We start from the raw sequence: 22,879 nt of genomic DNA, 5'->3' as shown, positions 1-22,879 counted from the left end.
CTAGTTTTAGTATTTTCTTGCATTTATAAGATTATCTTTTTTGTCAATATAAGCATTTTTTATTGATTCTTTATTAGAAACCTCAGCAACACCAACATGCCACCAAGAATCATAACCATCTGTCATTGTTTTTGGAAGTGTTTTTATATCTATTAAAGTAGATCTAGTTTGTTTCTTTGCATCTACCAATGCTTCTTTAAGCTCTTCTATTGTTTTTACTGTATAGCTTTTCACTCCGTACCCCTGCGCACATTTTGCAAAATCTATTGGAATTAGGCCACCATTAAGCTTACCACTTTCTTCATTTCTATATCTAAATTCTGTTCCAAAGCTACCCATTCCATTTCCCATTTCTAGATTGTTAATGCAACCAAATCCACTGTTATCAAATAACAATACATTTATCTTCTTGTTTTCTTGAATAGAGGTTACAAGTTCTGAATGGAGCATTAAGTAACTTCCATCACCAACCATTGCATATACCTCTTTATTAGGTTCTGCAAGCTTCACTCCTAAAGCTCCTGATATTTCATATCCCATGCATGAAAAACCATATTCCATATGGTAACTATATTTATCTCTTGAAACCCATAATCTTTGTAGATCTCCTGGTAAACTACCTGAAGCACCAACTATAACATAATCTTTTTTAAGGAAATTATTAATTTCACCTATAGCTGTAGTTTGTGGAAGAGCTTCTCCGCAAAGTTCATAAAACTCTTTTAAGCTTGCTTCATTTTGTCCTAATATTTCTGGTTTGAAATCATTTTTAATATACTTTATACTATATAATCTCTCAATTTCTTTTTCCCATTTGTTTTTGGCATCAGAAATTTCTTTCTTATACCCACTCTTATATCCTTTTTCAATAAGCTTATCTATAAGTTCTTCTAAATTAACCTTTACATCTCCAACAATTTTAGTAGCATCCATTTTATTTGCATTATACCTAGATGTATTTATTGTTAAGAATTCAACTTCATCATTTTTAAATAATCCTTTAGAACCCGTTGTAAAATCTGTAAATCTTGTTCCGAGTCCTATTATTAAGTCCGCATCCTTCGCTATAAGATTTGCAGCAAGATTGCCTGTAACTCCGACACCACCCAAATTTAGGTAATGAATTGATTCTACTGCACTTTTCCCTGCCTGGGTTTCAGTAATAGGTATGTTAAATTTCTCCGCAAATTTCTTTAGTTCTTCACCGGCTTCTGAATATTTGGCTCCACCACCACAAATAATTAATGGTTTTTTCTTTCTACTTATTAAGCTTATAGCATCTTCTAGTTCTGCATCTGTACCTTTTCTTCTTTCAATTCTATGCACTTTCTTCTTGAAAAAATATTCTGGATAATCATAAGCTTCTGCTTGAACATCCTGTGGTAAAGCAATACATACTGCGCCAGTATCTCCCTCATCTGTTAATACCCTCATTGCATTTATCATAGCTGACATCAATTGTTCCGGTCTGCTCACTCTATCCCAATATTTAGTCACAGGTTTAAAAGCATCATTTGTACTAATTGAAGCATTATGCTCTTGTTCTACTTGCTGAAGTACAGGATCTGGCTGCCTTGTAGCAAATGTATCACCCGGTAGTAATAATACAGGTATGTTATTTGCTGTTGCTGTTGCTGCAGCAGTTATCATATTAGCAGCACCAGGTCCTACAGATGATGTGCATGCATATATTTTTTTTCTTCTTTTTTGTTTTGCAAAAGCTACAGCCGCTTGAGCCATACCTTGTTCATTTCTACCTTGACGAACTATTAATTCACCAGGGTCTTGCTCTAATGCTTGCCCAAGACCTAATACATTTCCGTGTCCAAATATTGTAAAAACGCCTTCAACAAATCTTTCTTCTTTACCATCAAAACTCACAAACTGATTGTTTAAAAATTTAACCAATGCTTGTGCAGTAGTTAGTCTAATTGTACCCATTTCAAACCTCCTCATATCTTAATTTATCATTAATACTATTTTTCTGGCCAAATTTTAACATCTTTTTCCCAAAGCCATTGATGTTCTGGAACATCTATCCTATCTGTCCATGGATTATTTTCTAAATGTCTAATCATCCAACAATAATACATTGCATAACCTGGAGCTGAGGTTTGTGGATGAACAAGTCCTCCATTTATTGTAGCAAAACTATTATCAGTTATTTTATATGCATTATCTCCAATCAAACATAAACCTAGACCTTGAGGTTTGTTAAATTTATAGAAATATACCTCTGGTTGTGGATGATGATGTGGTGGATAGCTTGACCATTTACCAGGATAAGTTATAACTTCACCCATGACCATATTAGAATATGGTGCATTCTTATAATCAAATACAGTTCTTACAACACGTCTTGCAGTGCCATTCCATGTACCTTCTCCAAAAACATCACTTTGACAATCTTCTGGAGAATAAAATTTAGGTTCAAATTTTTTATCATTATCTGTGCATTGAATAAGTATTTCGCTCTCATCCTCTGCAATTAATGTAACCTCTGTAGTTTTTGGTGCATGCAAACACCATGGATCTTCATCAAATACAGAATCTCTTTTCATTGTTTTTTCGTTTTGTTCCCAACATATTTTTACATTTCCTGTTAGGAGAAGTATAGCCATTTCCTTATCCTTCTGAAAATATTCTTTCTTTTCTCCCTTGCTCAATTTTACGACTACTATGTCCATTAACATATCCTTGTTCTTGCCATTAATTTCGCACAAGAAATTACCCCCATACTTTATACCACCTAAACTATGAACCATGTTAATACCTCCTTATAAATCTTTTTTAAACTCGTGCAACCATTTCTCCATGTTCTTCTTTACTATTTCTTATAAATTCTTTAATCTCTTCTGCTTTAGGCATTGCATCTGAGCAACTGTGACTTGCAACGAGCATTGCAGCTGAAGCACTACCAAATTCTAAGCAATCAATAATGTCCCAACCTTCAAGTAATCCATAAACAAATGCAGAACCATATGCATCTCCACCACCGAAGGATTTAAGAAGTTTAACTGGGAAAGGCTTTATATTATAGCTTTTTTTATCTGATGTATAAGCAGTTGATCCATCTTTCCCATGTTTTATAACAACAATTTCATTACCATAACCGAACCATCTATTAGCAATTTCCTGATCGCTTTTATCTTGTCCAATTATTCCTTGAGTTAACTCAAATTCTTCGCTTGATCCTATAATAACATCACTGTTTTTTGCAACTATAGAATAATAAATTGCAATTTCATCTTTATTAAGCCATGAATATTCTCTATAATCAATATCGAATATAACTACTGTATTATTTTTCTTCGCATACTCTAATGCTTTCAAAGTAGCTTCTCTTGATGGACTCTGTGCTAGAGCAGTTCCAGATATTATAATAGCTTTAGCATTTTTAATATATTCTTCGCTTATCTCGGAAACATTAAGCGCTAAATCTGCAACACCAGTTCTGTACATTAAAATACTACTTTCTGTTGGACTAAGTATTTCAGTGAAAGTAAGCCCTAAAGACTCTCCATTCTTTGCAAGACAAACTTGAGTTGTATCTATTCCTTCTTTTTTGAAATAGTTAATGATAAATTGACCAAATTGATCATCTGATACTTTGCCAATAAAACCTACCTTTTTACCTAGTCTTGCAAGTCCCACAGCCGTGTTCGCTGGTGACCCACCTAAATATTTTTTAAAAGTCGTACTTTCTGAAAGTGGCATATTTATATCAATAGGATTAAAATCAATTGCAGCTCTTCCTATTGGAACAATATCAAACTCTCTACTATTATCAAATTTAATGTAACCCATCATTTTGCCTCCTACGCTTTATTTTGACTTCCGAATATCAACATATGCCTTCTTACATTAAGATAAGCACCTTCTATTTCTGCCTGATGCAATTCAAAGTAATCAACCTTTTCAGACTGTTCATATAATCTTCTAACGTTTTCTTCAACTGATGCAAATGTTGCTGTTGCTATATTAATTTTTCTAATTCCAAGACTTATACATTTTTTAAAGTCATCCTTACTTATTCCTGTTCCCCCGTGTAGTACTAATGGAACCTCTACACTCTTATTTATTTTATCTAATATATCAAAATTTAATTCTGGCTTTTCTAAGTATACTCCATGAGCATTTCCTATCGCTACTGCTAATGCATCAACACCTGTCTGCGCGTAAAACTCCTTTGCTTCATTTACACCAGTACACAATACTGATAAATTTTCTGAACCATCTTCGCTACCACCAACTCGTCCTATTTCTCCTTCTACGTTTGCATTATATTTTTTTGCCTCGGAAATAACTTCTTTTGTTAACTTCATATTTTCTTTCAGTGAATACTTTGAACCATCTATCATAACTGAAGTAAACCCAATCTCAAGAGCTTCCTTTATTCTTTCTATTGTTATTCCATGATCTAAATGTATAGCAACTGGAACTTTTGCATTTATTGCTGCTGCAATCATCATAGGCCCTATTAAACATAATGGTGTATGATTTAATCTTACCTCCGCGATTTGAAGTATCATCGGAGAATTTAATTCTTCACCAGCTTTTATAGCACCCATTATCATTTCCATGTTTGCTACGCTAAAAGATCCTACTGCATATTTCCCTTCTTCTGCTTTAATCAATAAATCCCTCATATTTACTAATGACATTTATTTCACCCCTTCCATAATGATTTATAAATATTTATTATGTCTTCCTGATTAGCGGTTCTATTTGTATTTAGAATCGCAATCCCTAAATAGTCATTAATTTACCTTGTATTCGTTATCATTACCCTTAAAAAAACTTTCCTTTATAATTGTGTATCTTGAAGTTAAAAATAAGTTACTCATTCACTATTTTTCTTTAATGTTGCTTCGTTGTCACTTATTGATTATATTATACATAACTTAACCAACACATGTCAATAGCAATAGTGTATTTTTTTTATTTATTAAAAGTATTGAGTATGTTTCAGTCACATTCAGCATTAAATTCTCATTATTTAATGCCATTGCTTATATAAACTTATTAAATAGTCTATATATTTATTAATCTAGGATTTATTTAAGAATATTTAATAACTGGGAATGAATTATTTTTTTTACTTCCTTAAGTTCAGTTTCATCTTACTAACTTCTCTAATTTTTCACTTACAGATTTAGTAACAATTCTTTTCTTATTTTGCTATAATAGTCAACAATATTTCTATCATACTCCCCCTCCATAAACTTAGAATTCAATAAAAAATCTGCAGTAGATCGATTCATTGCCGCTGGGATGTCATATACAACTGAAATTCTTAAAAGTGCTTTAACATCTGGATCATGAGGTTGTGCAGTAAGTGGATCACAGAAAAAAATTAAAAAGTCTATATCTCCATTTACAATTGATGCTCCAATCTGTTGATCACCTCCCATAGGACCACTTTTGAACGCCTTAACAGGTAACCCTGTATTTTCACTAATAAGTCTTGCTGTAGTACCTGTTCCCATAAGAAAGTGTTTAGATAAAGTATTATAATTTTCTTTTACCCAATTTATTAATTCCTCTTTTCTGTTATCATGAGCAACTAATGCAATATTTTTTTGTTTACCAATTTTATAGTTATCCATACCTTTACCCCCTTATCTTCTTTAAATTAGCATAACGATTACATTTCTTGTTACTTTATTGTTATATGTTTGTCATCTTTTGATTATATCTTATCTTATTTAACAAACATATGTCAATAATTATTTTTTTCTGTTATACTTTTCTTAAGGTTGTATAATCTAAATTTAGAATAAATATATAAGGAGATTAACATAATGAAAGATTTTGCATTTATATCTGATTTTGATGGAACTCTTACTAAAAAGGATTTTTATAAAATATTATCCGAGGCTTATTATAAAGAAGAACTCTTACCCCTATTCAACTCTTGGAAAAATGGAGAAATGAAAAATAGAGAGTATTTAGGCTATGTTTTTAATAATGTACGTAGAAGTGAAGCTGAGCTAAATGAAGACATCTTAAATATTTCTTTTGACCCTTTTGCTAAAACTTTTATAGAGCAAGTTAAAGCTGCTGGCGGAGACTTTATTGTGATTAGTGCTGGAGCAAGTTATTACATAGATAAAGTCTTGGAGAATTATAATATAAAAGGAATAGATGTTTACTCCAATAAAGGTATTTATAAAAACAATGGTATTTACTTTGACTTAGATGAAAATAGTGAATTTTATTCAGATCGTTATGGTATTGATAAATTAATCATTGTTGAAAAACTAAAAGCTAATTATAAAAATATAATTTATGCTGGTGATAGTGCACCAGATCTAGCTCCTGCATTAATATCAGATTTGGTTTTTGCAAAAGGAAAATTAGTGGATCTTTTAAAAAAAGAGAAAAAAGAATTTATAGAATTCCAAAATTTTTCTGAGGTGTGGGACAAGTTAAAGAAACACATATGATATTTAAAAACATTTAAAAACATGTCCATGATTCTAAACGCATCGTGGACATGTTACATATAAATGCTCGTATTAATTTTAAAAGTGAATTTATGGTATTCCAATATGTTTAACTTTATAACCAGCTTACAATAATATCCTTTTTCTTAGATTTTAAATTCCTTCCACTAGAATATCCAACGGATATAACAGCCATTAGCTGTACGTCATCTAAAACTCCTAATAATCCCCTTACTTTATCTTCACATTTTAATATTCCACTAATCCAGCAAGTAGTATATTTTGTATCGTATCTCCGATTGATTCAGTATGTCTTAAGTAAATGCTTGGGGATTTCTCGTCTAAAGATTTGGTAAACTATTATTACTATTAATTAGATATGACGAAATGAATGTATGATCTGTGTACCTAGTTTTAGTGGGTAACATATTATTTATTAATAAGCCGAATGTACCACAATACTAATATGGATAAAGTGGAAAGGGTGTTCATGATGCAATAAACATGTTTTAATTTTTCCATATTGGAATGTAAATGGCTTAATTCATAGATTAAATACTTAAGGGGTAACAGAAACACTATCAATGGTTACAACCTCTCTAAACTCAGTAGTTAGAGGTGACGTCAAAGTTACAATGTTATTCTTAACCTGGACAGTTTGTGAATTAGCTGCTGCTTCAATGGTTTGTGGTGTTGCATAGCTACCTAGGTTTCCTAACAGCTTACTTGTCCCATCAAATATATGGATTCCATAGTTAAATATTGCTACTCCACCAGCGGAAACTGTTTTAGTAGTTCCAGCAGTTATATTGGTATAAAATTTTTTATTCCTTGAGTTATATCCTACAAATTTAATATTAGAGGCATATGATTCACCTGTTACAAAATAGTAATTAAAACCTTCTACAGTTTTAACAGATTCCACTGAAGGAGCTACAACTGTGTTTTTAATCAAAGTGACTGCAGTCTGTGCCAACAGCCGTCCATTTATAGATGCATTAGTCTCCAAAGTGATATTTGTCTTACCAAGTATGATTCCTTCAAAATGTGCATCTGTTCCAATTGAAACGGTTTCCGCTGCCTGCCAGAAGATGTTCTTTGCTTGTGCTCCACCCGTTAAGATAATCTTGGTGTCGCTAGCTTGGGTAATTCCTTTAGCTATTTGGAAAATCCAAACATCGTTTGGTCCGCCATTAAGAGTGACATCCGAATTTATTAAAACACCGGTGCCCCACTTGTAAACACCGGCTGTAAGTGTTTGACCACTAATATCTCCATTATACAGTTCGGTATAATTGGGAGCTCTTCCAGCTGCATCGGTGTACGCTGTTTCCATATTGTTTATCGCTGTAGTAAGAATACTGGACGTTGGCGAATCATAGTCTGCAGCGTATGCCTTTCCAATAATTTGATTTGAAACTGAAAATTCATTAGTGACATCTTTTGTCAGAGAAAATCCAGTAATGGCCGTCGAAGCAATTGGGCTAACTCCTATATTCCCAGTAATTACAGAATTGGGCACAGAAGATATTCCTGATTTTGACAATACTGCATAATTACCGGCCGTACCAAGGTTTACTGAAGCAGCGAATACTGAACTAGATGAAAATAATACCACGCTTATAATTAAAAAAGATAACAGTAGCTTTTTTAATTGTTCTTTCTTCATAATTCTCCTCCTGATTATCTCCAAATATAAAGTAAAGGTTATAATACCCCAAAAACTGTTTTAATCATGTTAAATGTATACTTTATAAAAGATAGTTTAGGTAGCAATCCTTTATTTCCGAGCTTCACTGTTTTATAAGATATATTTAAAGGTGCACCGTACCGTCCTCCACCTTCAAGCCAGATAGCTCCTAGCCAAATCTCTTGTACTGGAGTAGTTAATGATATATATGGGTTAGTTAATACCTGGTTACCTCCTACATATACTATTATTTGCTTATTACTGCCATTAACCAAAACGTAAATGTCATACCATTGGTTTTTAGATAGGCGACTAAAAAGCCCTTGACTATAAACAGGTTTCTCAAAAATATTATATGAAACTCCTATTTGATTATTCTCATTCATAACTAATGTTATCTGCCCTGTAGGGAATACTAACGTGCCAAGTGTCACTGCATTTCCTGTGAAAGAAGAAACCTTTAAGCGAATTTGACAAACAAAATTTTGAGGTGGTGCCTGTGATATTTTCAAGTTTTTTTGTATATATGGAGTTGCGTACTTTCTTTTAGATAATTGGATTATACCATTCTCTTCCCCATCTTTAGCCTTCCAAGTGGCATCTAAGGCAGTCCAATTATCAATTCCTTGACTGAAAGATTCTTCATAATTTACAATTTCACTTGGAAATGAAAGTCGATATACTATCCATTTTATAAAAAATATAGAAAAGAATAATAGAAGGATTGACAAAATTATACTTAGTATAGGCTTTCTCCTAAAAATGCAAAGGTTATTTTTAAATAAATTTTTAAAATTTAAATTTTTCATAAACCCTCCTGTTTAATCGAGTGATATGCTAGTTATTACAATAGCAACTCTATATGGATTAGAAATGGCTAGTAAATTACTAGCCACCTGTAGTTCCTGTTTTGTGAGATATTCTTTACTAAAAAGTTTTTTTAGGTTTAATTCTTAAAAATAGAAATAAACCGATTTGGCATTAGCGTACTTCATATTATAATTAATAGCTTAAAAAACTATGGTGCAATAGTAGTACTATCAATGGTTACAACTGTTGAAAACTGAGCGGTGAGCGGTGATGATAAAGTGACAATTTTATTATTAGCTTGAACAGTTGTTGAATCTGCTGCTGCTACAATGGTTTGTGGTGTTTCATAGCTACCTAAATTTCCAAGCGTCGTACTTGTCCCATCAAATACGTTTATTTCATAATTAAATGTTGCTACTCCACCAACAGCAATTGTTTTAGTAGTTTCGGCAGTCAAATTAGTGTAAAATTTGTTATTTCTGGAATCATATCCTGCAAGTTGAATATTTGTGGCATATGATTCACCTGTTACAATATAGTTACTATTACCTTCCACAGTTTGATTGAATGGTGTATCCGCTAAGGCTATAGTTGTATTAAATATAACCGAAAGCAAGAATATAAACCCTGCTATTTTCCGACTTAATATTTTCATTTCTCTTATTTTCACCCCCTTATTTGGTATACATGCAAATTATAAATATATACCGCAGTATAATAGTATTCAAATATTCTTAATTTGTTACAGTAAGTTGTAGGTAATTAGTTGTTAGCGAACTTCTAGTGCATGTATTATTTCTAATAATACGGTTCAACCCAATTCATTTTTAAGAATTTTTCTTCAAGTGTTTGCAAAAAAAGATTAAACGGCCTTAGCCCTTTGGAATTCAGGATTTTAGCCGCTTAAGTCAATTTTTATTATTTTCACTTTCTACTTTACAAGGAACAGTTCATAAAGTGCAGTAATGGAAACATTCTTTTAAGTAATTTTCCTATTATTTAAAAACACCTGTAACATAAGTTACAGGTGTTTTTTTGTGCAATATTAATCGGTTACTAATGAACCGTCCCAAGTATCAACTTTTGTGTTTTTCTTCTCTTCGTCATCAAACCAAGTTGTTGTTACAACCTTGGTCTCAGTGTAAAATCTTACGCCATCTTTACCTAGTGCATGTAAGTCTCCGAAGAATGAATTTTTGTGTCCTGAGAATGGGAATATGCCTACTGGTACTGGAATTCCAACGTTAACTCCTACCATTCCGCCATCTGTTCTTCTTGTAAACTCACGTGCAAAATGTCCACTTTGTGTAAATATTACAGATCCATTTGCCAAAGGATTTTTATTCATTAATTGAATTCCTTCTTCAAAGTCCTTAACTCTCTTTATACATATAACTGGTCCAAATATCTCTATATCTCCAACTGTCATTTCAGGTGTTACATGATCTAATATTGTAGGTCCAACATAAAATCCTTTTTCAAATCCTTTTACAGTTGCATTTCTACCATCTAGAACAAGTTTTGCTCCTTCTTCTATTCCTTTATCTATCCATTTTACAACTGATGCCTTGTGAGCTGCTGATATAGAAGGTCCAAGCGTAGAAGCCTTATCATAAGCTGGTCCTAATTTAAGCTCTTTAGCATATTCAGCCAAAAGTCCAACTAACTTATCTGCTATACTATCTTGAGCTACAATTACTGGAAGTGCCATACATCTTTCTCCTGAGCATCCAAAACTGGAGTTAATAATTCCACGAGCTGCTCTTTCAAGTGCTGCATCTTCAAGTACTAAACCATGATTCTTAGCTTCGCAAAGTGCTTGTACTCTCTTACCATTTAAAGCTGCAGTTCCATAGATATGTTTACCAACAGATGTTGAACCAACAAAAGTTATTCCATTAACATCAGGATGTTCTAAGAGTATCTCTGCTTCAACCCTACTACAAGTAACTATGTTTAAAACACCATCTGGAAGCCCTGCTTCTTGCCAAAGTTCTGCACATCTCATTGCTGTCATTGGACACATTGAAGCTGCTTTTATAACAATAGTATTTCCTGCTGCAATGCAAAGAGGAGTCATCCATCCCATTGGGATCATTCCCGGGAAATTAAATGGAGCTATTCCAGCATAAACACCTACAGATTCACGATACAAAACAGTGTCGTATCCAGTAGAAGTGTTCATAAGTGACTCACCCATCATGAAGCTTGGAATACCACATGCAAGTTCAACCGGTTCTTTAATCTTTAAAATATCTCCTTTTGCTTCATTCCATATCTTTCCGTTTTCTCTTGCTACTATTTCAGTAAGCTCGTCCAAATGTTCTTCGAGTATATCTCTAAACTTAAACATTATTTGTGCCCTTTTCATTACTGGCATTTGAGACCATTTAGGGAATGCATCTCTTGCAGATTTTATTGCACTATTAACTTCTTCTTTAGTACAACATGGTGCTTTTGCAATTACATCACCAGTGCTTGGATCACATACATCCATATATTTAGTTGTTTTTGATTCTTGCCATTTACCATTGGTAAAAAATTTCAATTTCTTTATTTCATTCATAATAACCCTCCTAAATTTAGTTAAAAATAATTAGTTTGCTTTATTAAATAGCTACTCTTTTTTCGACTCATTTTAACTCTTATAATTGAACCTCATTGTAAAACGTAATTATTTGTGATGATATTTCTAGTTTGATTCAATTAAAGGAATCGTTTTCTTTTATCTTTTTAAAATTAAAATGAGTTTTCCTACGGTGATAAGTTATTGTTATGTTGTTGTTACTTTATGGTTACATTGTACACGACTTAATCAACATATGTCAATAGTTAATTTTATAAATAACTTATAAATATTTATGAGTAATTTTTGATTAAATGCAATACTAAATTAGCGCAGATTTTTGAACAGTATTTTCAAAATATTTATCATATAAAAAAAATAGCCAAGATATATATAACTCTCGACTACTTTCTCTAACTATGCAATAAGGTCAAAGTTCCAAACCAACACTCGATAGTACAATTAAAATCCAATAATTGTATCTAGTTTCTTTTGTAATTCCTTTGTGATTTCTACTAAAGGCAATCTAACTTCTGAAGAATCTATTAACCCTAGCTTTTTCAAACAATATTTCAATGGTGCTGGGTTAGGTTCTTGAAATAACATTGGGATAAATTCATATAATTTCTTCCAGGTTTCTAATGCCGCTTTACTATTATTACTTGCGATATCATTGTATACTTTAATGAACCCTTCAGTATTCATATGTGCAGAGGCTAAAATACCTCCATCTCCACCTAACGAAAGTGTTGAGTAAAATAAAGCATCCTCTCCGGTTAATATAGAAAAGTCTTTTGGTTTATTTAAAATTAAGTCTATTGTCTGCGCAATATCGCCACTTGAATCCTTAATTCCAACTATATTTTTTAACTCAGCTAATTTATGAATTGTAGTATTTTCAACATTTCTTCCAGTTCTATAAGGAATATTATATAAAATGATATCTAAATAAGTTACTTCTGAAATACTCTTGAAATGCTGAAAAATACCTCTTTGATCTGGTCTAGAATAATAAGGAGAAACAGATAATATTCCATCTATTTTATATTTTTCTACTACCTTAAGCTTCTCAACTACTTTTTTTGTATCGTTTCCACCTAAACCAACATAAATAGGTACTGCTCCATTCGTATATTCAATAGTTTTTTCAATTATCTTCTCATATTCCAAGTCTGAAATTGTAGGACTTTCACTAGTTGTTCCTAAAGGAATAAAACCATGCACTCCTTTATTTAAATAAAAATCTACTAACCTTTTATAAGAGACATAATCCACCTTACCTTCTTTAAATGGTGTTATTAATGGAATGAAAACTCCTGATATAGCCATAGTTTACCTCCTAAGATATTTTTTAAAAAAATAAGAGCCTTGGAAAAGTCCAAGGCTCCTTTAATCATATAAATTGAAATAAGAATAAAGTTCACTTTGGATAGCTCCTCACAATAAAATTGTGACAGTCTTACATATATTCTATGCAAAACCAGTATAATAGCCTTAAAGCATAAGCTATTTACTTCGGCGATGATTCCTTTTCCATTATGTCTATGTGCTTACCTCTATAATGGTACTCTTAAGCATCGCGCCTCTACCTCTAAATATTTAATTAATAATTATTATATACTAATATGTTCTCTAAATCAAATTAATATTTATTGAAAATTTAGACAATTAGAAAATAGAGCCAGAAGACATAGATATCTAATTACCTCCTGCACATATATTACAAGGATCTGCATGTCCTAACCTAATTGCTTCTTGCTTTGATCCCTCTAAAATTGTTTTACTTCTTTTTAAAGTGCTACAATTTTTGTCATAGTGATATGACTTTCCATTTGGTGTAAAATAAACTGTCTTATTATTCACATTGCTTGAAATCTTTGTTTTTGTAGTTTGTTTATTGACTACATTCTTTGATAAAATATTTGACTTGCTTGTAATTGCTCCAGTTCCGTTATAAGAGTAACTTCCTGGCTTAACATTAAAAGTTATATCATTACCATTACTAGTTGCAACTATAGTTCCACTTTCATCTGTCCTATATACTTTAATACCTTTAGCTTGCAGTCTTTCCATTGTTGACTTATGGGGATGTCCATAACTATTGTCCATGCCTACTGAAATAACAGCATATTTAGGATTCACTTTATCTAAAAAAGCTTCTGTAGTTGAGGAGTTAGAACCATGATGCCCTACTTTAAGCACATCAGCACTTACATCAAGACCCTTTGATAGCATTTCATTCTCAGATATATCCTCTGCATCTCCGTCAAACATAAAGCTATTATTACCAAAAGTTAATCTAATTACAATTGAATTATTATTTAAATCTTCATAACCACTACTATTAGGTGCTAAAATCGTAGCTGTTGCCTTTCCTACCTTAAAAGTTTCCAAAACTTTGGGCAGCGTAGCTTTCATTCCCTTAGCTTTAATCGCACTTACTACATTTTGAAAGGTCTTAGTATTTGATGTAGCCTTTGGCATATAAATTTTACCTACCTGAAAACTGTTTATTACGTAATCTAATCCACCAATGTGATCTTCATGCGGATGAGTACCTACAATATAATCAAGCTTTGCAATACCTTGTTTTGATATATAATTTTTAACAGTATTTGAGTCCTCATTATTTCCTGCATCAATTAACATTGAGCTTGAGCCTTGCTCTATTAAAATACTATCTGCTTGTCCCACATCTATATAATGAATTTTCAAATTACCATATGCATCCTTTTTATCATTATCAACTGATGTTGTATTTTTATTTGGTTGAAGTGCGTCCTTAGTTATACTCCCTTTTGACTCTATTTGACTAGATAAAACTGTTGTCGTAGTATTTCCAGATATACTTGAGCAACCACTTAAGCTTAAAATAAGTATTAATCCTAAAATAGAACTTAGATACCTTTTCATATTTCTCATTTTAATCCCCTTATAATAAATTTATTTAATTTAATTCTAAAATAACATTATCATTCATATATTTATATTCGAGTAATTACATAACTGCTAATACATTAATCTTTACAGATTAAAATACTTTGCATACATTTAAAACATTCTATTGTCATTATTCAACAAATATCTACAAATATCCTTCAATTTTTGTGTAAATAATAAAATTAAAAGAGGGTACATATTATATATGTACCCTCTTTGTGAAACTATTTATAATTCTTGTTAAAGGTCATCTCATCTCTAGAAACCTCATAAATTGTATAACCCTTCTAATTTAACTAATCTAAAAATTCAATATTGTCTTTTGCAAAAGATTCTATTAACATTTTCTCTCCTAATTGTTGTTTAATGAGGTCTTTCTTTGCCACTATTTTAGTTTTTTTCTTGTCTTCTATTATAAATGTATCTAATTTTTTCATTGTTAACGCATCTCCTTTGACTTTAAGTACATTTTTATACATATATTCTATTATCTCTCATAACCATTATATCATATAAGCGTTGGTACATCACAAGTTTTTTGATATTCTAAAATGAGTTTCCTCAACTCCACATTCAAAATAACTACTATTGGAAGTTAATTTAATTTCTAGTCAATCAATTACTACATTTTTAAATATCGGTCTCAAGACAAGAAATTCTCTATATTAAAAAGTAAAAAGGCAGTTTATTAAACTCACCTTTGTAAAAGAAATATAAAAATAGCCACTCTCTTTAGGAGAATGGCTATTAACTATCGTATAATTTATTCTTATGCTATATGACATTACTCTTACACCTGACTGATACTAACTAGAACTCTGAAATTGATATTATCCTAATATTTGTTTCAAATCTTCTTCTGGTGTGCTTATTGGTTTAATATCAAAAGTATCAACTAGAAATTGTAATACGTTAGGGCTTAAGAAAGCTGGTAACGTTGGTCCAAGGTAAATTCCTTTTACTCCCAGTGACAATAATGCCAATAGGTCAGCAACAGCTTTCTGCTCATACCAAGTTATAATCAATGATAGTGGTAGATCATTAATGGTGCATTTAAATGCATCAGCTAGTGCTAGTGCTATTTTAACAGCCGAATATGCATCGTTACATTGTCCTATATCCAGTAATCTTGGAAGCCCTGCAACTTCACCAAATTCCAATTTATTAAATCGGTATTTTCCACAAGCTAAAGTTAGAATAATACAATCCTTAGGAACTTGCTTTGCAAATTCAGTATAGTAATTTCTTCCCGGTCTTGCACCATCACATCCTCCAACTAAGAAGAAGTGCCTGATTTTTCCGTCTTTTACTGCATTTACTATTGTTTCAGCGTGACTTAAAGTTGCTTTATGGCCAAATCCAACTAGAATTTCTTTAACTTCCTCATCCTCTTCAAATCCACCTAATTCTAATGCTTTACTAATTATTTCAGAGAAGTCTTTATGACCAGTCTCATCATTAGATATGTGTTTTATTCCATCCCAACCAACTACACTTGTAGAGAAAATTCTATCTTTATAAGAATCTCTTGGTTTCATTAAGCAGTTTGTCGTCATTAAGATACAACCTGGTATACCATCAAATTCTTTTTGCTGGTTTTGCCATGCGCTTCCAAAGTTACCTACTAAATGAGGGTATTTATTTAACTTAGGATATCCATGAGAAGGTAACATTTCACCATGAGTATAAATATTAATCCCCTTATCTTCTGTTTGCTCTAGTAACATTTCAAGGTCCCTTAAATCATGACCAGAAATCACGATAAATGGTCCTTTTTTAATGTTTACATTAACCTTTGTAGGTGTTGGAGAATTATATTTTTCATTATTAGCTTTATCTAATACCTCCATAACCTTAACACTCATCTCTCCAATTTTTACTAAGTACTTGATAAGATCTTGAAGATTTAAACTATCATCAGTAAGTACTGCTAGAGCTATAAAATAAAAGTCGTCTACCTCATCACTATTATATTTAATAAATCTAGCTTGGTGTGCATACGCCGCAATTCCTTTTAATCCGTATTTTATAGTTTCGCGAACTGAGCGAATATCTGCATCTAAATCTTCATCATACATAACGCCTGCTTTTTTAGCATCTTCAAGGATTTGTTCTTTAGTATCGCTTAAATTATAAAGAGCTTCTTCGCTATTAACATTTTCACCGGATGCTTTTTTTCGCGCATCTTCTTTTATTACTTGGGATCTTTTAAGCATATCCATATGAGATCCAGGATCGAAATTTACATTAGTTAATGTCATAAACAATGAATTCTCAATAAATGAAACCCATGACTTATCAATTTTTTCACCTTTGGCTAAAAGTTTAGTAGCATAACAACTTATTCCTTTTAATTGATATATGAGCAAATCCTGCATTGCTGCAATTTCTGGAGTTTTTCCACAGACTCCTACTTTGGTACAACCCTTTCCACCAAAAGTTTGCTCACATTGATAACAAAACATTTTTCCTTGCATATGTAACCCTCCTAATTTTTCATATTCTTCTAACATTAGCTTATACTTTTTTTATATATATATGCAAGAAAATAATCAATATTCTTTATTCTTTTAATACACTTTTCTATTCTACTATAATAACATACCCTTAATTGTAAAATTAAGGGTATGTTATTCCTTCTACTATCCGTTAACTATGACTAACATCATTTTAAATCTTTCATCAGCCTCTAATCCATGAGGTATATTTGCTGGCATTAGTATTACTTCACCCTCCTTAACTTTAACAGGTTCATTATCTCCTATTGTTATTGTAACCTGACCCTCTGTTACATATACTAATGCATCTCCTGGTGCTGAATGTGTACTTATTTCTTCCCCTTTATCAAATGCAAATAGTGTTATACTAACGTTACTTGTTTGTGTTAGTGTTTTACTCACAACTTGTTTTTCTACATATAATACCTCTTCTTTTAGTACTAGCGCTTTTGCAACTTCAATATTTTTAAAAAACTTTCCATTCATAATTTTTCCTCCTCATATAATTTAATTCTTTGATTTTGTTAATAGTTTTAGTGTAGTTAATTTATAGATCAAATCTTTTTCTATTAAAGCATTTTAAATAAAACACTGTTTTCTAGATAAATATGAATAAACAAATCTTTTTCTAAGTCATGAAGTTTTGTATATACAAGTTTGAAAGAAGTACAAGCTCCTTCTGGCGCATTAAAATCTCTGGTTATCTTCTCTAATTCTTTAAGTATATTTCCAGCAGCTTCATGCTCCTCCTCTGTATCCTTTGTTAACTGTTGTATTTCTGATAAGACACTATTGTCCTTTGTTGTTTCATATTTCTCTATAAGAGGAAACAGATGCTCCTCTTCTTTGATTAGGTGCTCTTCAAGTTCTGTTTTCAATGCTCCAAAATATTTATGCACCTTTAATAGTTCTACACTATGAATCTTAAAATGTACCTTGAGTACTTTAAATAATATTGTATCTATTTCTTTAAGCTGTTTTTTTGTAAATTCATGATGAGTTTCTACTATATGTCTTATTAAGGTGGAAGGTTTTTCTATTCTCCAGTCCTTATACTCTGAATTAGTTTTTATAAACTTATCATGCTCATTATTAAGTTCATTTATGATTTCATCATTGTCTATTGCTATGAGCTCCAACGCTCCTTCTAAAGTATCATGTCCACCACAACAATAATCTATTTTATATCTGTTGAAAATCTGTGCAGCACCCGGAAAAATCGAAACTATTTCTCCAAGACTTTGATTTTTATTTATAATTTTCTCCATAATTAATTCCTCCTCGTATTCTTAAACTTTACTAAGTAATAAATCAGCTGTATAAACACTTAGCATAATATTTTTGCTCATAATATATTCCTCCAATGTTTTAATTTATTCTCACATGTTCTTGCTTTCCTATGACCCCATTCTATATTTATTTCAATTTTATAAATATGATTCAAATCAAAATTTATAAATAATAATAAAAATACTTATTATTATTTGACCGAAATAAATTAAAAATGTTATGATAATAAAAGGTAGGTGATAAATATGGAAGAGTGTAGTTGCGAAAATTGTAATCATAGCCTATGTGCTAAGAAGGTACCGATATTTTCATTTCTATCTGATGATGAACTTATAAAAATTATTGATATGACAGGACATAAAGTCTATAAAAAAGGTGATATGTTGTGTAGTCAAGGAGAAAAATCAGATACATTATATATTATTAATGAAGGTCAAGTAAAAATATCCAAGTTAACAAAAGAAGGTAAGGAACAAATAGTTCATATCTTTACTAGTGGTGATTTTTTTGGAGAGTTAAGCCTATTCAGTAATGATGAAATATATAATTTTGATGCTTATGCTATATCAAATGTTAAAATATGTACATTAGCCAAACAGGATATGGATAAAATTATCATGAGTAACCCCAAAATATCCTTAAAGTTATTACAAGTTATTGCAAGGCGTCTAACTCAGACTGAAAATCTTGCACAAAATCTTGCTACTAATGATGCAGAAATAAGAATTGCATTTATGCTTTTAGAGTTTGGTGAAAGGTATGGTGTTGAAAGCAGCCAAGGATTGCAAATCAATTTACCTATTAATAGGGAAGAAATGGCTAATTATGTTGGAGTCACAAGAGAAACTATAAGTAGGAAGCTCAGCATATTTGAGGAATTGGGTATTATTAGTCTTAAGGGTAACAAAGTACTGATTATAAAACAATTAGATATGTTAAAATCATATGTGGAATAATACTTTCAAATCAACCTAGGCCTATTATATAAGCTTTTGGGTTGATTTTTTATTTATAGAGTCATTAATTTAACTTATATATTTATTTTTAAAATTTGATTTGAATCATATTTCTATCAGTCAAAACTAAGTAGAATTATGGCATAGGAAAATTAGATTTCGAAAAATAGATTTATAGAGGAGACTTTAAAAATGGATAATATAAAGATAGAAAAATTAACTCAGGTTTTGCAAAAGTTAAATCAAGAGGGTGTAACCGAATCTCTAAGAAAAGAAGCAATAGACATTGTTTCAAATATAAGCCCCATTGAACTTTCAATTGCAGAACAAAATTTAATAGAAAAAGGAATGAAGCCTCAAGATTTAAGACATCTTTGTGATATTCACATGGAAGTTTTAAAAGGCGAACTTGATAAAATTAAAACAAAAATTGAACCAGGTCATGTTGTGTATACCCTTATTGCTGAGCATGATAAAATCCTTGAATTTTTAACACAACTTGAAGAAATTAATTCTAAAATTCAAAGGACCGAAAACTATGCTAACAGTTTACAAGAAATTGAGTTATTAAAGATTGTTATATTTAATATATTAGATGCAGAAAATCACCACCAAAGAGAAGAGAAAGTACTATTTACCGAAATGGAAAACAGAGAAATTACTGGTCCAACTCGAATAATGAGAATGGAGCATGAGGATTTAAAAACCAGGAAAGAGTTTTTAAAAACTTTGGCAGAGGATGCCTCGCAATCAAACTTCGATGAATTCAAAGAAAAAGTGGATGAGACAGCAAAATATATTATATTTAACTTAAGAGATCACATATTTAAAGAAAACTATATTCTATACCCTACAGCAATAGAATCTATACAAGGAAATGAAACCTGGAATGATATGAAGAGAAGGTGCGATGAGATAGGCTATTGTGGATTTACACCTAAAGTATAATTTAAACAGGATCCCATAACAATTACACTATCACATTGGGACCCTGTTGCTAATTTAATTAGTCCCTCTCCATCTAAGTATCTATAAATTATTGTATAATATAAAAACAAGCATCCGATGCCTAATATTATAATTCATAACAGCTACAGAACCCTTTAATATAACCAACATAAAATTCTTGAGTTAAACCTTCAACTTCTGAAAATGATTTTGTAGTTCTCTCAAAAGCCTTCATCGCTTCTACCCTGATATTTTTAATATGACTAGGTAATCGCCCTTTATCTTCATTTATAAGATAGGAAAATAAGCCTACCTCAAATCCATTGATTTCTTCTAAGCAAGATGTACCTTCTTCCTCCACATAAAAGTCACGGGCAAATTGATGAATATATTCAAAAGATTCCTTTTCAGTACTATCAGTGTTCCCTTCCTTTTTCAATTCGATTACTTTTCCCATTAATATTCCCCCCCCATATTAACTTTTCAGTCCTATCTGTTATTATTTTATTAGTTATATTATCATTAATATTCCACTAATTTATTAATTTCTCTAATTTCTTTTAGTAATCTTATTAACCACTCGGTAAACCATTGTTTTTTATAGACTTAAAAATGTTTGACAAAAAATAAATAGCAACAAAAACTTTAACAGTTTTTGTTGCTAATATTATTTTCTATAATCATATCATCGATGACTTAGCAGAATATAGAATAAAAAACTAATTTGTTTGTTTGCTAAGAAGACTAAGTTCATCTTCTATAAAATTATTTATCATTTGTAATGCATTTTCGTTAATGTATTTGATATCAAACAAATCTTCTTCATCTATAACAATATCACTTTCCCATACATTATATAAATCTATTTTTATAAAATTAAAATATTCCTCATCCTTGTTATATAATTCTTGTAAATCTATATCATTAGGAAAAGCTCTTATACCATCATATTGAAGTAATATATCCATCATTTCATTTGGGCATAAATCAAAATTTTTTTCAATACTCACAGCTTTAGTTTGCAATACTTTTATTAACTTCACTAAATCTTTTTCTAACAATTCTGACTTAACATAAAACTCCTCATTTTCTTTAATACAAGTATGGACTAGTTTAAATACACTAACTTTTTTTTCATTTTTTTTCATTTTATGCCTCCTAAATGATAAATTATTATAAAGTGAATTATATTATGTGTATCTCTCTTTAATATTATTACAAAAATCTAGTTATTATTATATAATATTAAAAATAATAAAAAATGTTATATTTATTTATATATTTATATAGTATTATTTACAATATATATAAGTATCTGCTAAGTTATTTCTTATCTTATTTACATTGTAATAGTTTTGTAATATGTTACATTCAATAATTGTTTAATATTATAAACTATAAATGGTGAAACAATATGGAGTTTTATACTTATAGATTATTTTTATTTATATTTCAATAATCTTATGAATGATTACAACAAACTGGACTATACCATAAACAATATACTTATCAACTTCTTATCTTATATAGCGGACAAGTATATATAAAAAAAGAAGATATCTCAAAATGTCTTTTAATCATTTCGAGATACCTCCAAAAATTTCGCTATTTTCTTACCTCTCTATACCATATAAAAATCAAAAGGAAGGTGTAAGCATATTGAACAACAAATTGTATTATTTCAGGTTTTGAGTACCACCCAATTAAAACGTAAAGAGGAAGTCCTATTATACCTTCTTTATGGTAGAAGATAGTTTTTGAAAGGTCGAACGCCTTAATTAATAGTGGACTTGAACTTGAAATAATATTTAAAGAATGTAGCGCAGATAATCCTTCATGGATGCCGTAACCTAACAAAAATCCAGCTTGTATAATTAAATATACTAAAGTTACATTAAATAATATCTTTAAATTTATCTTTACTAAAGAGAAATAAATCAATATGCAAAAAAACAATGCGAAAACTACACCTAAAAATATTGATAATAAAATATATTTGCCAGCAAAAACAAATACTGCAATTTCAGTACCTTCACGAACAACCATAAAAAAGGTAATACTAAAAATGCCTATAGCTGAAAGATTAGTTTTTACTTGGGTTTGAACTTGCGTAACCATATTTCTTCCATGTTTTATCATCCAATAGATAAAAGTAGTTATTAATATCAGTGCCACAATACTTGATGCGCTTTCCCATAACTTAGTTAATTCATCTGTTTTGCCAATAGATTTTGATACGAATAATAAAATCCCTCCAATTCCTACTGAAGCTAAAATTCCTATTAAAGCTCCTGAAAATGCATTCTTCATAAAAGTAGTATTGTCACTCTTTTTTAAATATTGAAGTATAATTACAACGATTAAGAAAGCTTCAAGGCCCTCTCTAAAACCCATAATTAGTCCTGGTAAAAAATTCGCCATAAATATAACCTTCCTTTCTTTTATATGATATCGATTATCATTATTAATTGATTATAGTATGCAGCTATATTTTTGTCAATAGTGGGTAGTATCTCAAAGCGTAAATTCACAACGCTAAGCCAATTATTTGCAATACAATATTTGGACAAGAATCTTACATAACTCAAAGTGTGGGGTGTAGGGCTTAGAGTATAAAAAATAAGGACTTCATATTTTTGAAATCCTTAGCGTATAATCACCTTTACAGTGATATTATTTAAAAGATAAAAAAAGCAAGCTCATAAAGAGTTTGCCATAATACGAGATCCACT

The 22,879-nt window shown here is 30.7% G+C and carries 21 protein-coding genes and 1 riboswitch; of the genes, 3 read left to right on the top strand and 18 right to left on the bottom strand.

Annotated features, from left to right (window positions below):
• Positions 1-6: 6 nt before the first annotated feature.
• From iolD to LGK95_RS08980, 5 genes are all read right to left on the bottom strand, one after another.
• Entirely contained in the window at positions 7-1,941 is a 1,935-nt protein-coding gene (iolD, locus tag LGK95_RS09000; RefSeq protein ID WP_226124258.1) for a 3D-(3,5/4)-trihydroxycyclohexane-1,2-dione acylhydrolase (decyclizing), read from the bottom strand.
• 35 nt (positions 1,942-1,976) lie between these two features.
• Entirely contained in the window at positions 1,977-2,765 is a 789-nt protein-coding gene (locus LGK95_RS08995) for a 5-deoxy-glucuronate isomerase (RefSeq protein WP_226124256.1), read from the bottom strand.
• A gap of 25 nt (positions 2,766-2,790) precedes the next feature.
• Positions 2,791-3,807, bottom strand: a complete 1,017-nt coding sequence (gene iolC, locus LGK95_RS08990) for a 5-dehydro-2-deoxygluconokinase (RefSeq protein ID WP_226124254.1) — start codon at positions 3,805-3,807, stop codon at positions 2,791-2,793.
• An 11-nt stretch (positions 3,808-3,818) separates the two neighbouring features.
• Positions 3,819-4,664, bottom strand: coding sequence for a class II fructose-bisphosphate aldolase (locus tag LGK95_RS08985; RefSeq protein WP_226124252.1), 846 nt, complete (start codon positions 4,662-4,664; stop codon positions 3,819-3,821).
• A 483-nt stretch (positions 4,665-5,147) separates the two neighbouring features.
• Positions 5,148-5,609 carry a methylglyoxal synthase gene (locus tag LGK95_RS08980; protein ID WP_226124250.1) on the bottom strand — a complete coding sequence of 154 codons (462 nt, stop codon included), beginning with the start codon at positions 5,607-5,609 and terminating at the stop codon, positions 5,148-5,150.
• Positions 5,610-5,804: 195 nt separating this feature from the next.
• On the opposite strand from LGK95_RS08980, the gene LGK95_RS08975 reads away from it, so the two are divergent.
• Entirely contained in the window at positions 5,805-6,449 is a 645-nt protein-coding gene (locus LGK95_RS08975; protein WP_226124248.1) for an MtnX-like HAD-IB family phosphatase, read from the top strand.
• Positions 6,450-7,008: 559 nt separating this feature from the next.
• Here the strand turns inward: LGK95_RS08975 and LGK95_RS08970 are convergent.
• The 10 genes from LGK95_RS08970 to ric form a co-directional block, all read right to left on the bottom strand.
• The gene (locus tag LGK95_RS08970; RefSeq protein ID WP_226124247.1) at positions 7,009-8,118 is read right to left on the bottom strand and encodes an ice-binding family protein; all 1,110 of its coding nucleotides are present in this window, start codon (positions 8,116-8,118) and stop codon (positions 7,009-7,011) included.
• Positions 8,119-8,156: 38 nt separating this feature from the next.
• Positions 8,157-8,948, bottom strand: a complete 792-nt coding sequence (locus LGK95_RS08965) for a hypothetical protein (RefSeq protein ID WP_226124245.1) — start codon at positions 8,946-8,948, stop codon at positions 8,157-8,159.
• Positions 8,949-9,157: 209 nt separating this feature from the next.
• A complete protein-coding gene (locus LGK95_RS08960) occupies positions 9,158-9,604 on the bottom strand; it encodes a hypothetical protein (protein WP_226124243.1) in 447 nt (148 codons plus the stop codon).
• 390 nt (positions 9,605-9,994) lie between these two features.
• Positions 9,995-11,515: a CoA-acylating methylmalonate-semialdehyde dehydrogenase gene (locus tag LGK95_RS08955; protein WP_226124242.1), complete on the bottom strand. Its 1,521-nt coding sequence runs from the start codon at positions 11,513-11,515 to the stop codon at positions 9,995-9,997.
• Between the two features lie 462 nt (positions 11,516-11,977).
• Positions 11,978-12,844 (bottom strand): 4-hydroxy-tetrahydrodipicolinate synthase, encoded by an 867-nt coding sequence (gene dapA / locus LGK95_RS08950; RefSeq protein ID WP_226124241.1) that lies wholly within the window; start codon positions 12,842-12,844, stop codon positions 11,978-11,980.
• A 93-nt stretch (positions 12,845-12,937) separates the two neighbouring features.
• Positions 12,938-13,111: riboswitch (Lysine riboswitch) on the bottom strand.
• 102 nt (positions 13,112-13,213) lie between these two features.
• Positions 13,214-14,437 (bottom strand): ComEC/Rec2 family competence protein, encoded by a 1,224-nt coding sequence (locus LGK95_RS08945; RefSeq protein WP_226124240.1) that lies wholly within the window; start codon positions 14,435-14,437, stop codon positions 13,214-13,216.
• A gap of 314 nt (positions 14,438-14,751) precedes the next feature.
• The gene (locus LGK95_RS08940; protein ID WP_226124239.1) at positions 14,752-14,892 is read right to left on the bottom strand and encodes a hypothetical protein; all 141 of its coding nucleotides are present in this window, start codon (positions 14,890-14,892) and stop codon (positions 14,752-14,754) included.
• Between the two features lie 393 nt (positions 14,893-15,285).
• Positions 15,286-16,932, bottom strand: a complete 1,647-nt coding sequence (hcp, locus tag LGK95_RS08935; protein WP_226124238.1) for a hydroxylamine reductase — start codon at positions 16,930-16,932, stop codon at positions 15,286-15,288.
• 165 nt (positions 16,933-17,097) lie between these two features.
• Positions 17,098-17,439: a cupin domain-containing protein gene (locus LGK95_RS08930; protein ID WP_226124237.1), complete on the bottom strand. Its 342-nt coding sequence runs from the start codon at positions 17,437-17,439 to the stop codon at positions 17,098-17,100.
• A gap of 83 nt (positions 17,440-17,522) precedes the next feature.
• Entirely contained in the window at positions 17,523-18,221 is a 699-nt protein-coding gene (gene ric / locus LGK95_RS08925) for an iron-sulfur cluster repair di-iron protein (RefSeq protein WP_226124236.1), read from the bottom strand.
• Between the two features lie 267 nt (positions 18,222-18,488).
• Here ric and LGK95_RS08920 point away from each other — a divergent pair, with 267 nt between their 5' ends.
• Positions 18,489-19,199 (top strand): Crp/Fnr family transcriptional regulator, encoded by a 711-nt coding sequence (locus LGK95_RS08920; RefSeq protein ID WP_226124233.1) that lies wholly within the window; start codon positions 18,489-18,491, stop codon positions 19,197-19,199.
• Between the two features lie 192 nt (positions 19,200-19,391).
• Complete coding sequence (locus LGK95_RS08915; protein WP_226124232.1) at positions 19,392-20,147, top strand: DUF438 domain-containing protein; 756 nt, start codon at positions 19,392-19,394, stop codon at positions 20,145-20,147.
• A 127-nt stretch (positions 20,148-20,274) separates the two neighbouring features.
• Here the strand turns inward: LGK95_RS08915 and LGK95_RS08910 are convergent, their stop codons facing one another.
• The 3 genes from LGK95_RS08910 to LGK95_RS08900 form a co-directional block, all read right to left on the bottom strand.
• Positions 20,275-20,604, bottom strand: a complete 330-nt coding sequence (locus LGK95_RS08910; protein WP_226124230.1) for a hypothetical protein — start codon at positions 20,602-20,604, stop codon at positions 20,275-20,277.
• Positions 20,605-20,866: 262 nt separating this feature from the next.
• Positions 20,867-21,295: a hypothetical protein gene (locus LGK95_RS08905; protein ID WP_226124228.1), complete on the bottom strand. Its 429-nt coding sequence runs from the start codon at positions 21,293-21,295 to the stop codon at positions 20,867-20,869.
• A gap of 457 nt (positions 21,296-21,752) precedes the next feature.
• A complete protein-coding gene (locus LGK95_RS08900; RefSeq protein WP_226124226.1) occupies positions 21,753-22,568 on the bottom strand; it encodes an FTR1 family iron permease in 816 nt (271 codons plus the stop codon).
• Positions 22,569-22,879: the final 311 nt, after the last annotated feature.

It is taken from the genome of Clostridium algoriphilum (assembly GCF_020443705.1).
In the GTDB taxonomy this organism is placed as follows: domain Bacteria; phylum Bacillota; class Clostridia; order Clostridiales; family Clostridiaceae; genus Clostridium_AD; species Clostridium_AD algoriphilum.
Note: the sequence above shows the minus strand (reverse complement) of the source record. Positions and strands in the feature narration are given on the sequence as shown.

Bases quoted from the DNA above. Each gene is read 5' to 3' on its own strand.
- iolD (WP_226124258.1), bottom strand. From the start codon at position 1,941: ATGGGTACAATTAGACTAACTACTGCACAAGCATTGGTTAAATTTTTA.
- LGK95_RS08915 (WP_226124232.1), top strand. From the start codon at position 19,392: ATGGATAATATAAAGATAGAAAAATTAACTCAGGTTTTGCAAAAGTTA.
- LGK95_RS08980 (WP_226124250.1), bottom strand. From the start codon at position 5,609: ATGGATAACTATAAAATTGGTAAACAAAAAAATATTGCATTAGTTGCT.
- hcp (WP_226124238.1), bottom strand. From the start codon at position 16,932: ATGCAAGGAAAAATGTTTTGTTATCAATGTGAGCAAACTTTTGGTGGA.
- LGK95_RS08995 (WP_226124256.1), bottom strand. From the start codon at position 2,765: ATGGTTCATAGTTTAGGTGGTATAAAGTATGGGGGTAATTTCTTGTGC.
- LGK95_RS08975 (WP_226124248.1), top strand. From the start codon at position 5,805: ATGAAAGATTTTGCATTTATATCTGATTTTGATGGAACTCTTACTAAA.
- LGK95_RS08910 (WP_226124230.1), bottom strand. From the start codon at position 20,604: ATGGGAAAAGTAATCGAATTGAAAAAGGAAGGGAACACTGATAGTACT.
- LGK95_RS08965 (WP_226124245.1), bottom strand. From the start codon at position 8,948: ATGAAAAATTTAAATTTTAAAAATTTATTTAAAAATAACCTTTGCATT.
- LGK95_RS08920 (WP_226124233.1), top strand. From the start codon at position 18,489: ATGGAAGAGTGTAGTTGCGAAAATTGTAATCATAGCCTATGTGCTAAG.
- LGK95_RS08930 (WP_226124237.1), bottom strand. From the start codon at position 17,439: ATGAATGGAAAGTTTTTTAAAAATATTGAAGTTGCAAAAGCGCTAGTA.
- LGK95_RS08960 (WP_226124243.1), bottom strand. From the start codon at position 9,604: ATGAAAATATTAAGTCGGAAAATAGCAGGGTTTATATTCTTGCTTTCG.
- LGK95_RS08900 (WP_226124226.1), bottom strand. From the start codon at position 22,568: ATGGCGAATTTTTTACCAGGACTAATTATGGGTTTTAGAGAGGGCCTT.
- LGK95_RS08945 (WP_226124240.1), bottom strand. From the start codon at position 14,437: ATGAGAAATATGAAAAGGTATCTAAGTTCTATTTTAGGATTAATACTT.
- ric (WP_226124236.1), bottom strand. From the start codon at position 18,221: ATGGAGAAAATTATAAATAAAAATCAAAGTCTTGGAGAAATAGTTTCG.
- LGK95_RS08955 (WP_226124242.1), bottom strand. From the start codon at position 11,515: ATGAATGAAATAAAGAAATTGAAATTTTTTACCAATGGTAAATGGCAA.
- LGK95_RS08940 (WP_226124239.1), bottom strand. From the start codon at position 14,892: ATGAAAAAATTAGATACATTTATAATAGAAGACAAGAAAAAAACTAAA.
- LGK95_RS08905 (WP_226124228.1), bottom strand. From the start codon at position 21,295: ATGAAAAAAAATGAAAAAAAAGTTAGTGTATTTAAACTAGTCCATACT.
- LGK95_RS08985 (WP_226124252.1), bottom strand. From the start codon at position 4,664: ATGTCATTAGTAAATATGAGGGATTTATTGATTAAAGCAGAAGAAGGG.
- dapA (WP_226124241.1), bottom strand. From the start codon at position 12,844: ATGGCTATATCAGGAGTTTTCATTCCATTAATAACACCATTTAAAGAA.
- iolC (WP_226124254.1), bottom strand. From the start codon at position 3,807: ATGGGTTACATTAAATTTGATAATAGTAGAGAGTTTGATATTGTTCCA.
- LGK95_RS08970 (WP_226124247.1), bottom strand. From the start codon at position 8,118: ATGAAGAAAGAACAATTAAAAAAGCTACTGTTATCTTTTTTAATTATA.